This window comes from Streptomyces sp. NPDC004647, assembly GCF_040609575.1.
Lineage (GTDB): Bacteria > Actinomycetota > Actinomycetes > Streptomycetales > Streptomycetaceae > Streptomyces.
Genome location: NZ_JBEXKU010000024.1, coordinates 50,591 through 65,718, shown reverse-complemented (window position 1 = coordinate 65,718; position 15,128 = coordinate 50,591). Strand labels below are relative to the sequence as shown.

The following is a 15,128-nucleotide window of genomic DNA, read 5'->3' as shown; positions in this document are numbered from 1 at the left end:
TGACAATGGAAGGCCGCCCCGCCGGTACGCCCCGGCCCGGGACGGTCCGATCCACAGCAGTTCCCGCAGCAGTTCCCACAGCAGTTTCAGCAGCCCGGAAGCAGCGGTCACAGCAGCCGAGCAGCGCAGAAGCCCAGCAGCCCAGACCGGCAGAAGCCCAGCAGCCCAGAAGGACGCCCTCCCGATGACAGGTGCCCACCGCCCCGGCCCCGCCCCGGCCGGCACCCGCTCCAGCGAGCGGACCGAGGCAATGGGGCCGCGGCTGCAGATCGGCCCGCACACGGTGCAGCCGCCGGTGGTGCTGGCCCCGATGGCCGGGATCACCAACGCGCCGTTCCGCACCCTGTGCCGCGAGTTCAGCGCGGGCAAGGGGTTGTTCGTCAGCGAGATGATCACCACGCGGGCGCTGGTCGAGCGGGACGCCAAGACCATGCGGCTGATCCATTTCGACGGAACCGAGAAGCCGCGCTCCATCCAGCTGTACGGAGTCGACCCGGTGACCGTCGGCCAGGCCGCCCGCATGATCGCGGACGAGGACCTGGCCGACCACATTGACCTCAACTTCGGCTGCCCCGTACCCAAGGTGACCCGGAAGGGCGGCGGCTCCGCGCTGCCGTACAAGCGCAATCTGCTGCGCTCGATCCTGCGCGAGGCCGTCGCGGGCGCCGGTTCCCTGCCCGTGACCATGAAGATGCGCAAGGGCATCGACGACGACCACATCACCTTCCTCGACGCGGGGCGGATCGCGGTCGAGGAGGGCGTCACGGCGATCGCGCTGCACGGGCGTACCGCGGCCCAGCATTACGGGGGCACCGCTGACTGGGACGCCATCGCCCGGCTGAAGGACGCCGTCCCGGAGATCCCGGTGCTCGGCAACGGCGACATCTGGTCGGCGGACGACGCGCTGCGCATGATGCGCGAGACCGGCTGCGACGGAGTGGTCGTGGGCCGCGGATGTCTCGGGCGGCCGTGGCTGTTCGGCGACCTCGTCGCGGCGTTCGAGTCGGCCGGGGCGCGCCCGGACTCCGGTGACGCGGGTGCCTCCGCGGAGCCCGGCCCGCCCGCGGCGACCGCCACGTACGCGGCGCCGACGCTCAAGGAGGTCGCCGGCGTGATGCGGCGCCACGCCGAGCTGCTGGGGGAGTGGCTGGAGGACGAGACGCGCGGCGTCATCGACTTCCGCAAGCATGTCGCCTGGTACACCAAGGGCTTCTCGGTCGGCTCCGAGATGCGCAAGCGGCTCTCGGTGGCCTCGTCACTCGCCGAACTGGACGAGCTGCTGGGCGGGCTGGACCTGGACCAGCCGTGGCCGACCGGCGCGGACGGGCCGCGCGGGCGCACGTCCGGCAGGAACCGAGTGGTTCTGCCGGACGGCTGGCTCGACGACCCCTACGATTGCGCGGGTGTCAGCGCCGACGCGGAGCTCGACACCTCCGGCGGCTGACCTCACCACCGCTGGGACGGCGCCGCATCAACCTGCCCTGACCTGCCCGGGATTCCCCCGAGGGCGACCGCCGTCGCGTCACCCACCGGGCCACCTGCAGCGTCCCCCGCAGCGTTGACCGCCGCGTCACTTGGGCGCCGGGGGCCGGTCGGGTCCCGCCTGCGCGGCTGTCACGAGCACCTCGGGCGGAGCGCCATCCACGGTCAGCTGCCACATCTGCTCAGATGTCGCGCGTCGCGGGAGAACAGCCCTTCGGGAGAAGCGCCGCCCGCCCCGGTGATGTCGCCGGAGTCGGTCACCACAGCAAATGTTCCGTTATGCACCAGAAGATGGTGTCCTGTCATCGGTCAAGCCCGCCCTTCGCCCGGCTCCGCGTGGAGCGAGTCACTCCGTGTGTCGGCACCCCGCCCGAGAGTCGTGAGCGGGCGCTCCATCCGTTGCTCATCTGAGCGGAAGTCATGACGAATGTGTCCACGACGTGAGATCCGACGTTCGCGAAGCGCGTGATTCTCGCCACCCCTGATAGGGGTGGCGCTCATACGAGCGCCCCGTAAGGGGCTGCACCTTTCAGAGGGGTGGCACTGGGTGCCACCCTCGGTGGCTTCGGATGATCAATCGAATTCTCACTCTCGGTAGATCAAGGCAAGTCATCGATGGACGGAACGTGTTAGTGCCTTTATCTCTTGAAGAAACGGGCACCGACCGGGTGAGCGCTGAACACTTTCGATCTGCTGGCGGACGAGTGGTTACAGCCGTATGACGGCCAAGTGGACGTACTCACCCGCCTTCGATCTGGGTACGCTCCCCGCCGTCAGGGCAGCCCGTCCGCGAGGAGTCGAGTCCCGTGCCGGAAACAGAAGATCGCCAGAAGTTCGTCTACGACTTCACCGAGGGCAACAAAGACCTCAAGGACCTGCTCGGCGGGAAGGGGGCCAACCTCGCCGAGATGACCAACCTCGGTCTCCCGGTCCCCCCGGGATTCACCATCACCACCGAGGCCTGCAAGGTCTACCTCGACAGTGGCAACGAGCCCGCGGAGTTGCGCGACGAGGTGAGTGCGCACCTCGAGGCCCTCGAGCAGAAGATGGGCAAGAAGCTCGGCCAGCCCGACAACCCCCTTCTTGTCTCCGTGCGTTCCGGTGCCAAGTTCTCGATGCCCGGAATGATGGACACCGTCCTCAACATCGGCCTCTCGGACGAGTCGGTTGTCGGGCTCGCAGCCCAGGCCGGTGACGAGCGTTTCGCCTGGGACTCCTACCGGCGCCTCATCCAGATGTTCGGCAAGACCGTGCTCGCCGTCGACGGGGAACTCTTCGAGGAAGCCATCGAGGACGCCAAGCAGGCCAAGGGCGTGACCGTCGACATCGATCTCGACGCCGCCGACCTCAAGCGTCTCGTGGAGCAGTTCAAGGGCATCGTCTCCAAGGAGACCGGCCGCGAGTTCCCGCAGGAGCCGCGCGAGCAGATGGATCTGGCCGTACGGGCCGTCTTCGAATCGTGGAACACCGACCGCGCCAAGCTCTACCGCCGCCAGGAGCGCATCCCTGGCGACCTCGGCACCGCGGTCAACATCTGCTCGATGGTCTTCGGAAACCTCGGCCCCGACTCCGGCACCGGCGTCGCCTTCACCCGCGACCCGGCGAGCGGCCACCAGGGCGTATACGGCGACTACTTGCAGAACGCACAGGGCGAGGACGTCGTCGCCGGTATCCGCAACACCGTGCCGCTCGCCGATCTGGAGCAGATCGACAAGGCGTCGTACGACCAGCTGCTGCAGATCATGGAAACCCTCGAGACGCACTACAAGGACCTGTGCGACATCGAGTTCACCATCGAGCGCGGCCAGCTGTGGATGCTCCAGACCCGCGTCGGCAAGCGCACCGCGGGTGCCGCCTTCCGGATCGCCACCCAGCTCGTCGACCAGGGCCTGATCGACGAGGCCGAGGCGCTCCAGCGCGTCAACGGCGCGCAGCTCGCGCAGCTGATGTTCCCGCGCTTCGACGACGGCGCGAAGGCGGAGAAGATCGGCCGCGGTATCGCCGCCTCGCCCGGCGCGGCCGTCGGCAAGGCGGTCTTCGACTCCTACACCGCCGTCAAGTGGTCCCGGTCCGGCGAGAAGGTCATCCTGATCCGCCGCGAGACCAACCCCGACGACCTCAACGGCATGATCGCCGCCGAGGGCATCCTGACCTCCCGCGGCGGCAAGACCTCGCACGCCGCGGTCGTCGCCCGCGGTATGGGCAAGACCTGCGTCTGTGGCGCGGAGGAGCTCGAAGTCGACACCAAGCGGCGGCGGATGACGGCCCCCGGCGGCGTGGTGATCGAGGAGGGCGACGTCGTGTCCATCGACGGTTCCTCCGGCAAGGTCTACCTCGGCGAGGTACCGGTCGTACCCAGCCCGGTCGTCGAGTACTTCGAGGGCCGGATGCACGCGGGCGCCGAGGACGCCGACGAGCTGGTCAAGGCCGTGCACCGGATCATGGCGTACGCGGACCGGGTGCGCCGGCTGCGCGTACGGGCCAACGCCGACAACGCCGAGGACGCCTCCCGCGCCCGCCGCTTCGGCGCGCAGGGCATCGGCCTGTGCCGTACCGAGCACATGTTCCTGGGCGAGCGGCGCGAGCTGGTCGAGCGCCTGATCCTCGCGGACACCGAGGAGGAGCGCGACCACGCGCTCGAGGCCCTGCTGCCCATGCAGAAGCGTGACTTCGTCGAGCTGTTCGAGGCGATGGACGGGCTGCCGGTCACCGTACGGCTCCTCGACCCGCCGCTGCACGAGTTCCTGCCGGACATCACCGAGCTGTCCGTCCGCGTCGCGCTCGCCGAGTCCCGCAAGGACGCCAACGAGAACGACCTGCGCCTCCTCCAGGCCGTGCACAAGCTGCACGAGCAGAACCCGATGCTGGGTCTGCGCGGTGTCCGCCTCGGTCTGGTCATCCCCGGCCTGTTCAGCATGCAGGTACGGGCCATCGCCGAGGCGGCGGCCGAGCGGATCGAGGCCAAGGGCGACCCGCGCGCCGAGATCATGATCCCGCTGGTGGGCACCGTCCAGGAGTTGGAGATCGTCCGCGAGGACGCGGAGAAGGTCATCGCCGAGGTCCGGAAGTCCACCGGCGTCGACCTCAAGCTCGCCCTCGGCACGATGATCGAGCTTCCGCGCGCCGCCCTGACCGCCGGTCAGATCGCGGAGGCCGCGGAATTCTTCTCCTTCGGGACGAACGACCTCACCCAGACGGTGTGGGGTTTCTCACGCGATGACGTCGAGGCGAGCTTCTTCACCGCCTACCTGGAGAAGGGGATCTTCGGGGTCAGCCCGTTCGAGACCATCGACCGGGACGGCGTCGGCTCGCTCGTAAGGAACGCCGTCGAAGCCGGCCGGGCCACCCGCCCCGATCTCAAGCTCGGTGTCTGCGGCGAGCACGGTGGCGACCCGGAGTCCGTCCACTTCTTCCACGAGGTGGGCCTGGACTATGTCTCCTGCTCGCCGTTCCGTATTCCGGTGGCGCGGCTGGAGGCGGGCCGCGCGGCGGCGCAGCCCACGGGTAGCGACTCCCGCTGAACGATCCGTTCCGGATGAACCGGACCACCGGAGCATCCGCTGGGCACCCCGACCCTCAGCCCGGCGGGGCTCCGGCACCCTGAAAGGGGGCGGCACCTGTGCGGAGGTGCCGCCCCCTCCTTTTATGAATCGCGTACTTGTGCTTCGCCGCAATTTCTGACAAGGAAATCCGGGGCACGAGGTGGTACCCAAATCCGCTGGAAAGCAGCAGCCGTTCGGCCTGCGGTCCGTGCGGGCTCGTGTGCACGGACCGCAAGCCGTAACCTCCGCCGGGCACGAGGCGGTACCCATTCCGCCCGGAGCGACCACCGCGCTGCCCCCACAACAGCCTCATCGGCGGCTTCCGTGTGCCCGACGTGGTCCAGCATTTCGGTACGCCCGGTCTGCCCGCGACCCGTTTCAACTGTGGCTTAAAGGACGTGGTGACCGACAGTGCCGGAGTGCATACTCGATGCCGGGACAAAGGCGGGGGCCACTTGTGGGGGTTTGGTGCTACGCATCCATTTCACCGGGCTCGACCTTGCCCGGGTCCGGATAGCCGCTCGTCCGGACGCGCTGTGGGAATCCATCCTCAGTTTCCATCGACTACGTGACAAACAAGGGGCGTCCATCTATGGACGATGGCGTTGCGAAACGCGTACCAGGTTGAATGGTGAAACACGCCTGCTCGCCTCGCTGGTGCCCCCACGCGGCTATTTCCCTGACTTCCTGACCCCGCCGGAAGGCGTTCTCGGGGTGGAGCCGGCGATCGAGGCGCTGCGCGAGATACCGGCCCACCGCCTCAACCGCGATCTGTCGCAGCTGGCCGGGATGCGGACCCGCCCGGGCTGGGTGCACGCTCTCGGGGACGGCGACACCGGGTCGCTGAGCCGTCTCATCGGCGCCCTGCGCAGCTACCACCGCGCCGCCATTGCGCCCTACTGGCCGCACATCCGAGCCCAGATCGAGGCGGACAGGGCGGCCCGCGGCCGCGCACTGCTCGACGGCGGTGCCGACCGGCTGCTCAACTCGCTGCCGCAGATGATCCGCTGGCGCTCGCCGGTGCTGGAGACGGACTATCCGGTGGACCGGGATCTGTACCTGGGCGGCCGGGGGCTGCTGCTCCTGCCCTCGTTCTTCTGCCGGCGCACCCCGGTGACGTTCCACGACCGCGATCTGACGCCGACACTGGTCTACCCGGTGCAGCACGGCACCGAGTCGGTCCCGGGCGCGCCCGTGCACGCGTACACCGGGGATGTCTGCTCACTCGGCAAGCTGGTCGGCCACACCCGCTCGGTCGTGCTGCAGACCATCGGCGCCGGCTGTACCACCGGCGAACTCGCCCGCCGCGTCGGTGTGTCCGCGGCGTCGGCCAGCCAGCACGCGAGCGTGCTGCGCGACGCCGGCCTGGTCGTGACCCTGCGCCACGGCAATGCTGTGCTGCATACGCTGACACCGCTGGGCGCCGCCCTGTTGCGGGGCGGCGCCGCAGCGGTGCCGGCGCTGTCGGAGACCGTGAGGTCGTGAGGTCGTGCGGTTATGAGGCCGCGAGGTTGTGCGGTTGCGCGGCCGTGTGGTCGTGCGGTTGTGCCGTCGTGCGGCCGTGTGGTCGTGAAGTCGTCAGGTCATGCCGTCAGGTCGTGGGGCCGTTGGCTTGTGGGCTGGTGAACCGGCGAGCCCGAGCACCGAGCCCCCGAGCCCCCGAGCCCTGGCGTCATGACCGGAACGGGCCGGTCACCTCGTACGTGATGCCGCCCGACGAACTGCCGCTGGTGCCTCGCTGGCTGGAGAAGTACAGCCTCGTGCCGTCGGGTGAGAAGGCCGGTCCGGCGATCTCCGAGCCGGACTGGCCGTTGACCCGCAGGAAGGTCGCTACCACATCGTCCGGGGTGATGATGCAGATCTCCAGGTTTCCGCCGTCCTCGGCGACGAACAGGTCGCCCGAGGAGGAACCGGTGACGTTGTCCACGCCGGTCAGCGGGGGTGTGCCCACCACGAGAGAGTCGTCGTACGCGAGCTCGTACGTGTTGCTCGCCAGGTTCACCTGCCAGACGCGGTTGTCGCCCTTGGTGGTGAACCAGACCGTGTCGCCCGCGTAGTGGCAGCCTTCGCCACCGTTGAACCTCTTCGCACCGGAGACCTGGTCGCGTGTCACGGTGGGGGAGCCGTCGGGGTCGGGCACGGTCTGCCAGCTGAAGGAGCCGGAGGTGCCGGTGCCCGCCTTGAACACCTGGAGGGTCCCGGCCGACAGATTGCCCCACGTGGTCGGCACGAACCGGTAGAAGCAGCCGTTGCTCTCGTCCTCGGTGAGGTAGATGACCTTGCGCACCGGGTCGGCGGCGGCCGCCTCGTGCTTGAACCGGCCCATCGCGTCGCGCCGGACGGCGGCGTTCACGCCCCACGGGTCGGTCTCGTAGACATAGCCCAGCGACACTTCCTCGCAGGACAGCCAGGTGTTCCACGGGGTCTTGCCGCCAGCGCAGTTCTGCCGGGTGCCGGACAGGATGCGGTACGCCCCGGTGATCGCGCCTGTGGAGCCGAAGCGCACCGCGCTCGCACCACCTGACGGGTTGATCTCCGAGTTGGACACATAGATCCAGCCGCTGCCGTTGGCGTAACAGGCCCCGCCGTCGGGGGCGTTGTGCCAGGTGTACGAGGTGCCGGAGACCGTCTGTCCCGATCGGGCGATCACCCGGCTGCTGAACCCGCTCGGGAGCTGGATCCCCTGGGCATCGGCCGCGCCCAGGGCGCCGTACGGGCCCGGGCCCGGCTGGGCGGGTGCGGCATGGGCGGCCCCCGCCCACAGCGTGCCTCCGAAGGCTGCCGCCGAGGTGCCGATGACTGCTCCGCGCAGGAAGGTGCGACGTTCCACTGTCACTCCACCGAAGTTGTGACCGCTCCGCAGGCCGGTCGGCTCGCGGAGTCGCGCGCCAACGGACGATAACGAGGCTTGTGAACGTGAGTGGTTGACGGAACAACAACAAGCGATGAAGGGGCAGTGGTCCGGGGGCGCTAACCCGGAAGGGGTGTCGGCCGACGAATGCGACCTGCGCAAACTCTGCATCGGTCAGAGGAGCTGTTCTCCCTGAGCCGCTTCCCTGTGAGTTTGTCCGCAGGAGCGACGAAGAGTCCGGACGAGCTGATGCAGGCGCCCGTGCTTGGCAGGATGTGGCGTGTGAGGACGACGCGGACGTGTGAGGCATGCGGTGCCGATCTGCCCGCTCGCGACCGGCACGCGCGGGGCGGCGCACCACGGGACGGAAGCACGCGGGACGGAACTACGCGGGGCGGAAGCACCCCGGAGGGAGCCACCTGGGACGGAAGCGCCCGGGGCGGAAGCACCCCGGAGGGAGCCACCTGGGACGGAAGCGCCCGGGGCGGAAGCACCCCGGAGGGAGCCACCCGGGACGGAAGCGCCCAGGAGGGAGGTACTCGGGACGGGACCACCCGGGGAGGGACCACCCGGGACGGGACACCACGAGGCGGTCGGCCGGCCCGGTACTGCTCGAGTGCGTGCCGACAGCGCGCCTTCCGGCAGCGTGCGGCAGCACATGAGCCCGCAGGGCTCGGGCAGAAGCCGTTCGATACGGCCCTCGACCCGACGTCGTCCGGCCCAGCGCCGGAAACGGCGGCTTCAGCGGCGACCACAGACGACGCCGGAAAGGCTCCAGCAGCCCCTTCCGCCGAACCCGCGATGCCCGGCGGCCGAGGGCTGCCGAGGCCACTCGACCGGTTCGTCGGCCGTCAGCGGGAGTTGGCGCGGCTGCGCACCCTGCTGAGATCGTCGTCCCTGCTCACCCTGGTCGGCCCCGGCGGCGTGGGCAAGACCCGTCTGGCACTGGAGCTCGCGGGCGGCGTACGGAGCGGCCGCGACGGCCGGGCACGCCTGGTGGAACTGGACTCGCTCCGCGACGGAGAACTGCTCCCGCAGGTCGTGGCCGCCGCACTGGATACGGGCGAACTCGGCGGCCGGACGGGCATCGAGGCGCTCGTCCGCACGCTGGGCGAACACCGGATGCTGCTCGTCCTGGACAACTGCGAGCACCTGATCGAACCGTGCGCGCAGCTCGCCGCGACCCTGCTGGGCCGCTGCCCGGGGCTGCGTATCCTCGCCACCAGCCGGGAGGCCCTCCGCGTGCCCGGAGAGGTCGTGTTCCGGGTCGGTGAGCTGTCGCTGCCGCCGGTCGGCGAGGAGCACGATACGGCCGGCCTGCTGCGAGCCGAGGCGGTCATGCTCTTCCTGGAGCGCGCCCGCGCGGGCGACGGATTGGGCCGGCCCGGCTCCGCGCCCCGGCCCGGCTCCGCGCCCCGGCCCGGCTCCGCGCCCCGGCCCGGCTCCGCGCCCCGGCCCGGCTCCGCGCCCCGGCCCGGCTCCGCGCCCCGCCCCGACGCCGAGTCCCACCCCGGCCAGGTCTCCACCGTGGCCGAGATCTGTCGGCGGCTGGACGGTATGCCGCTGGCCATCGAGCTGGCGGCCCGCAGGACCGGTTCCCTCCCGCTGGGCGAGATCCTGACCGGCCTGGACAACCAACTCTCCCTCCTCACGGCCGGCAACCGAACGGGTCCGGGGCGCCACCGTGAGCTGGCTGCCGCGATCGACTGGAGCCACCGATTACTGGATCCTGCCGAGCGGGCGGTGTTCCGCCGCCTCTCGGTCCTCGTAGGCGGGTTCGACGCCAGGGGAGCGGCGGCGGTCTGCTCCGGCGGCGACGTCCGGCCGGAGCACGTACTGGGCGTGGTGTGCGCCCTGGAGGCCAAGTCCTTGATCGTTCGCGTGCGGGGAGACGAGGAGGAGGACACGGCGCGCTTCCGGCAGCTGAGTTCGATCCGGGCCTACGGGATGGACCGGCTCGCCGAGTCGGGCGAGCTGCACGCCACCTGGCAGCGGGCTCTCGACTGGCTGGCAGAACAGGCGGAGACCGCCTCGGAGCGGGTCTTCGCCGACTCCGCCGCGAGCCCGCTGAGCGGGGAGCGGGAGAGCCTTGCCGCCGCGCTCGAGTTCGACGCCGGCCGTCGTTCCATCCGGGCCGATGACCTGCACGTGCGGCTGACGGTCGAGCTGGCCCGGGTGCGGTACCAGCAGGAGCAGCTGACGGCCGCCCGCACCCTGCTGTCGGAGGTGCTGGACCGGGCGGGCGACTCGCCGCACCGCGGCGCCGCGCTCGCACTGGCCGCTCGGTCCGCCTGCCAGCAGGCGGACCCGGCAGCCGCACTCAGGTACGCCGAGGAGGCGGTGGCGGAGGAGCGTCGCCGGAACCGCCCCGCCGGGCTCGCCAACGCGCTCGACGCGCTTGCCGCCGCCCGGCTGTGCCGGAGCGAATTCCCCGCCGCCGCCGCGATCTTCACCGAGTGCCTCGATGTGGTCCGTACGCTCGACAGCCCGCTCGACACCGCACTGTGCCTGCACCACCTGGCGTGGGCGCTGCTGCAGATGGGCAGGGCGGCCGAGGCCGGTGAGCTGATGTCGGAGTGCCTGCACGACCTGCGGGCGCGGGCGCAGTCGGGCCAGTTGGCGGCAGCGCTGCACACCGCGGGCGCGATCCGGCTGGCCCTGCGCGATCTCGATGCCGCCGAGGCCCTGTTCGTCGAGGTGCTCCGTACTGAGCCGTTCTCGAACGCGTCGGGCGAGAGCCTCCACTCGCTGTATCCGCTGGAGGGACTTGCCATTGTGGCCGCCGAGCGCGGGGACATGCCCCGGGCCTTGCGTCTGTACGCGGCGACAGCGTCGGCCCGTCGGCGGATCGACACGGAGTCCGAAGCGGAGTGGCAGCGGCAGGTGGAGGCGGCGGCGGCCGGGGCGAAGGACCGGCTCACTCCTGCGCAGGCGGCCTCGGCGACGGCTGCCGGCCGCGGGCTGCGCGGTGACCGGCTGCTCGCCTATGCCCTACGGGGACGGAACGTCGCCCCCGTGGAATCCGATGACGCCGCTGCCGCCCGAATCGGCGGTCCGATCGGAGCGGTCCCGCTGACCGAGCGCGAACTGACGGTTGCCACCCTCGTCGCCGACGGACTGACCAATCGTCAGATCGCTGCTCAGCTCGCTCTGTCGAAGAGCACTGTCGCGACCCATCTCGACAACGTCCGCGACAAGCTGGGGATGCGTTCCCGTACGCAGATCGCGCTCTGGGTGGCCGGGCAGCCGCCGCGGGCACCGGAAGCGTGAGCCGCGCAGGCTGTGAGTTGCGGCCGTGAGTATGGCGTCGGGTGTGGACGTAAGTAATGGCGTCGGGTGGGAACGTGACGCGCTGCCGTGAGGTGCAGCCGTCGGGAGCCGTCAGGAGCCGTTTGCCCCAGGAGCCGTTGCGAGTTGCCGCCAACGACGTGCCGCCGCGACGTGTCGCCGTGAGGTTTCGTAACGCGGGAAAGTCGCCCGTCATCTGATCGATGCGGCTGCCCCCGAGAACGCCGAAGCTCTGCGGAACAGGGCATTCCAAGGAACGTTCGCCACGGCCGCCGCCGATCGCAACACCATCGCGCCGCCGCCGCCGATCCTTCCCCCCACGGGTGCCCTGTCCCAAGCCAGTCGATTCGGGCAAGGAGACGCGATGCGCCATGACCATGATGAGGACCCCGGGGCAGTGACAGGCCCGGAGTCCAGCGCGCGAGCGGGCGGCGGGGACCAGGGTTCGAGAAGGGCCTTCATCAGGTCCAGTTCAGTGGGGATGACCACGGTCGCCCTCTTGGCGGCGGGGGCGGCCTCGGCCGCGCCGATGGCGCCCACGAACCGGCCGGAGACAGCGCGCCGTTCGGGACTTCCGCTGGCCGTCACTCCCGCCTGTTCCGGTCACGAGACCCCGGCGTCGACGGAAGGCCCCCTCTTCAAGCCCAACTCCCCGGAGCGGGGAGACTTCATCACCCCCGCCATCCGCGGTGTACGGCTCGATCTCGGCGGAGTCGTGTACGACACGGCCTGCAAGCCGCTCCCGGAGACTCTCATCGAGTTCTGGCAGTGCGACCAGAACGGCGACTACGACACCTCGGGCTTCTCACTCCGCGGCCACCAGTACACGAACAGCAGGGGCGCCTTCCTGCTCAAAACGATCATCCCCCGGGACTACTGGGGCCGTTGGGGCCACCGTGCTCCGCACATCCACACACAGGTGCAGGCTCCCGGCGGCCCCGTGCTCGTCACCCAGCTGTACTTCCCCGACGACACCCAGGCGTACGGCCGGGACTTCGCCGCCCTCAACGCGGCGGACCGGCTCCTCAACCGTGCCTGCACCATCGGGCTCACCGGCCCGCAGAGCGGCCGCTACACCGGCACGTTCGACTTCGTCCTCAAGACGACGGTTTAGTCACCCATCCCCGATCACGAAGGAAATCCGTGATGCCATCGAGCATGCAGCTCCGGGGCGTGAAAGTCCGTCGGACGCCCCTCCTCGCGACGCTGGCGGCCGCTGTCGCGGCCGCGTCCCTGGCCGTCGCGGGGCTGAGCGGGGATCCGGCCGCCCCGGCCGCGTCTTCCGTTCCCGCCGGCTCCACCGCCTCCTCCTTGTCCGGTGCCCAGTGGGAGGGAACTCCCGTTCCCGTGAAGAAGGGAGACATCACCGCCGTAGCCGCACTGGACGAAAAGCAGGCCTGGGCCCTGGGCTACCGGCTGAATAGCCAGACCTCACTCGATGCCGTCGCACTCCGCTGGGACGGCACGGCCTGGACCCAGGAGTCCAAGCTGCCCAAGGACAGCTTCCCGCAGGCGATGGCGGTCCGGTCGGCCAGTGACATCTGGGCGGTCGGCGCCGCGTCGGAGCACTGGAACGGCAAGACCTGGACCACCCACCAGCTGGCCCGCGACCCGGCCGGGCGGGTCGTCCCCGATGCCGTGGCGACGACATCCGACGGGAAGGCCTGGACCGTGGGCCGGGCGGTTCCCGGGTCCATCAAGGACGGCGCACCGGCCATCCAGGCGTGGGACGGAGAGGCCTGGCAAAAGCAGACCCTTCCGGACGTCGGCAAGGGAGAACTCAGCAGCGTAGTGGCGCTCGCTTCGGACGACGTCTGGGCCGCGGGCGCGGCCTTCGCCGCCGACGAGAAGGGGAAGCAGTCGGCCCTCCTGCTGCACTGGGACGGCTCCGACTGGAAGCGGGTCGCCGCACCTGGCGGGGACACGGGACACCAATGGATCGGAGGGATCACCGCGCTCGCCCCGGACGACATCTGGGCGGTCGGCGGCACCACCTCCGGCAGTGCCGACCGCCCGTACGCAGCGCACTGGGACGGCAAGAACTGGACGGTCGCCAAGACCCCGGACATCGCCGACGGCCGGCTGCGAGCCGTCGGCAGGACCGGTGACGGAGAGCTCTGGGCGGTGGGCGGCAAGGGCGCTGTCTCCGTGGCGCTGCGCTGGAACGCCAAGGACGGACAGTGGGACCGGGCTCCCGATCCGGGCGTGGTCGTCCGGGCGTTCGCCACGGTGCCGAAGAGCGCTGATCTCTGGACCGTTGGTATCGCCCAAGAGGGAGACCTGGTCCCGGCGATCACCCGCCTGAAGAACTGACGGCCCCCACTTCACCGGCCAGACCGGATCGACCGTAGGGCCCGGCCTGCCGCCACTCCAGGCGGCCGGCCGGGCCCTACGCGCTGTGGACTTCTGGGCTGCTCACGCGGGTGCCATGCGCGGCTGTCTGCGGCTGGTCACGTGGGGTCTTACGTGCTGTGGCTCGCGTGGGGTCGTAGGCGATGTGGCTGGTCGCGTGGGTCGTACGCGATGTGGCTGGTTGCGCGGGCCATACGCACTGTGGCTGCTCACGGCGGACCGTACGCGCTGCTCCTGCTCCCCCGGCTTCACGTACTGCCCGGCGAAGGAGGCGGCTCGAACGACCGCTGCTGACCTGCCGCTGCTCAGGCTGCTCACGTCGTCCGCGTACTACCGAGGGCGTCCCGTACCAGCTTGTCCTGTACCAGCGACGGTGTCCTGCTTACGCCCGGGTCCGCTCAAGTGCCTCATACGCCACACCCGTCAGTCGTTCCGACGCGCCCCACAGCTGCTCGCTCGCCATGTCGCTGCGCGTCCACGGTGCCCGCCAGGAGGGGCCCGGCGTGCCCCGCCCATGGATGCGCGGACCGGTGAAGGAATCGGGGCGCACGCCGGGTGCTGTGGCGGCGTGCAGTGTCGGCAGCGCGCCCGCTTCGGCGGGCTGCGCGAAGATCCGGGTGCCGAGCTCCATGACGCGCTCGGCCGCCCGCCGGCCCTCCATCCGGGCCCCCGCGGTCTGGAGGTTGGTGTTGGCATAGCCGGGGTGCGCGGCTGCGGCCAGCAGACCGGCGCCGGCCCGCTGCGCGCGCCGGGACAGCTCGTGGGTGAAGAGGAGGTTGGCGCTCTTGGAGCGGGCGTACGCCATCCAACGCCGGTAGCTGCGCTCGCTGTTGAGGTCGCGCAGTTCGATGTTGGCCAGCGCGTGCATACCGCTGGAGACGCTGATCACGCGCGCGCCGGGCGTGGCGAGCAGCTTTGTCAGCAGCAGACCGGTCAGCGCGAAGTGCCCCAGGTGATTGACCCCGAACTGCATCTCGAAGCCGTCGACGGTCCTGCGGTGCGGTAGCGCCATGACGCCCGCGTTGTTGATGAGCAGGTCCAGCCGGTCGTGGCCGTAGCCGCGCACGAAGTCCCGTACGGAGGAGAGGTCCGCCAGATCGAGGCGGGCGAACTGCACGTCCGCCTCGGGGACTTCGCTCCTGATGAGGGCCTCGGCCTCTTTGCCGCGGGACTCGCCGCGGCACGCCAGAACCACATGTGCGCCGTGCCGTGCGAGCTCTCGGGCGGTGACGTAGCCGATGCCGCTGTTGGCTCCGGTCACCACCGCCGTGCGCCCGGTCTGATCCGGGATGTCGCTCGCGGTCCAGCCCTTCATGCCTGCTGCTCTCCTCGTGTGGTCGCCGGATTTGCGCCGAAGTTGCGCGACCTTGTTACTCACGAGTCAGCCTAGGCGCGGTGGCCCGAGGACGCGAGAGGCTCCGGACCACCTTTCCCGGCACTCGCGGCCCGGCCGCACCACCCGGCCCAGCACCCCCGCCACCCGGCTGCGCCCCGGCACCCGGCCCGCGCCCCGTCGACCGGACCGGCTCCGCAATTCGACCCTGCCCGCACGTTGCGCGGACCGTCCCCCGTCGGTCGTCCCCCGTTTGTCGGCCCGCCCCCGTCGGCCGGAC

General features: G+C 70.5%; 8 protein-coding genes and 1 pseudogene. 6 read left to right on the top strand and 3 right to left on the bottom strand.

The features are described from left to right. The first annotated feature begins 250 nt into the window (after positions 1-250). Entirely contained in the window at positions 251-1,444 is a 1,194-nt protein-coding gene (dusB, locus tag ABZW18_RS13475) for a tRNA dihydrouridine synthase DusB (protein WP_356186470.1), read from the top strand. A gap of 174 nt (positions 1,445-1,618) precedes the next feature. Here dusB and ABZW18_RS13470 read toward each other — a convergent pair. Next, positions 1,619-1,788, bottom strand: a pseudogene (locus ABZW18_RS13470) (glycogen debranching N-terminal domain-containing protein); the annotation flags it as partial. A gap of 500 nt (positions 1,789-2,288) precedes the next feature. Here ABZW18_RS13470 and ppdK point away from each other — a divergent pair. Beyond that, positions 2,289-5,003, top strand: a complete 2,715-nt coding sequence (gene ppdK / locus ABZW18_RS13465) for a pyruvate, phosphate dikinase (RefSeq protein ID WP_356186397.1) — start codon at positions 2,289-2,291, stop codon at positions 5,001-5,003. A 489-nt stretch (positions 5,004-5,492) separates the two neighbouring features. After that, positions 5,493-6,509 (top strand): helix-turn-helix domain-containing protein, encoded by a 1,017-nt coding sequence (locus ABZW18_RS13460; protein WP_356186394.1) that lies wholly within the window; start codon positions 5,493-5,495, stop codon positions 6,507-6,509. A 187-nt stretch (positions 6,510-6,696) separates the two neighbouring features. Here ABZW18_RS13460 and ABZW18_RS13455 read toward each other — a convergent pair whose 3' ends face one another. Continuing rightward, positions 6,697-7,854 (bottom strand): alkaline phosphatase PhoX, encoded by a 1,158-nt coding sequence (locus tag ABZW18_RS13455; RefSeq protein ID WP_356186467.1) that lies wholly within the window; start codon positions 7,852-7,854, stop codon positions 6,697-6,699. Between the two features lie 822 nt (positions 7,855-8,676). Between ABZW18_RS13455 and ABZW18_RS13450 the strand changes: the two genes are divergently transcribed. The 3 genes from ABZW18_RS13450 (at position 8,677) to ABZW18_RS13440 (ending at position 13,476) form a co-directional block, all read left to right on the top strand. Continuing rightward, positions 8,677-11,145 (top strand): LuxR C-terminal-related transcriptional regulator, encoded by a 2,469-nt coding sequence (locus ABZW18_RS13450; protein ID WP_356186392.1) that lies wholly within the window; start codon positions 8,677-8,679, stop codon positions 11,143-11,145. 382 nt (positions 11,146-11,527) lie between these two features. Next, positions 11,528-12,277 (top strand): dioxygenase, encoded by a 750-nt coding sequence (locus ABZW18_RS13445; RefSeq protein ID WP_356186389.1) that lies wholly within the window; start codon positions 11,528-11,530, stop codon positions 12,275-12,277. A 32-nt stretch (positions 12,278-12,309) separates the two neighbouring features. Further along, the gene (locus ABZW18_RS13440) at positions 12,310-13,476 is read left to right on the top strand and encodes a hypothetical protein (RefSeq protein WP_356186386.1); all 1,167 of its coding nucleotides are present in this window, start codon (positions 12,310-12,312) and stop codon (positions 13,474-13,476) included. Between the two features lie 421 nt (positions 13,477-13,897). Here the strand turns inward: ABZW18_RS13440 and ABZW18_RS13435 are convergent, their stop codons facing one another. Continuing rightward, positions 13,898-14,830: an oxidoreductase gene (locus tag ABZW18_RS13435; protein ID WP_356186383.1), complete on the bottom strand. Its 933-nt coding sequence runs from the start codon at positions 14,828-14,830 to the stop codon at positions 13,898-13,900. Positions 14,831-15,128: the final 298 nt, after the last annotated feature.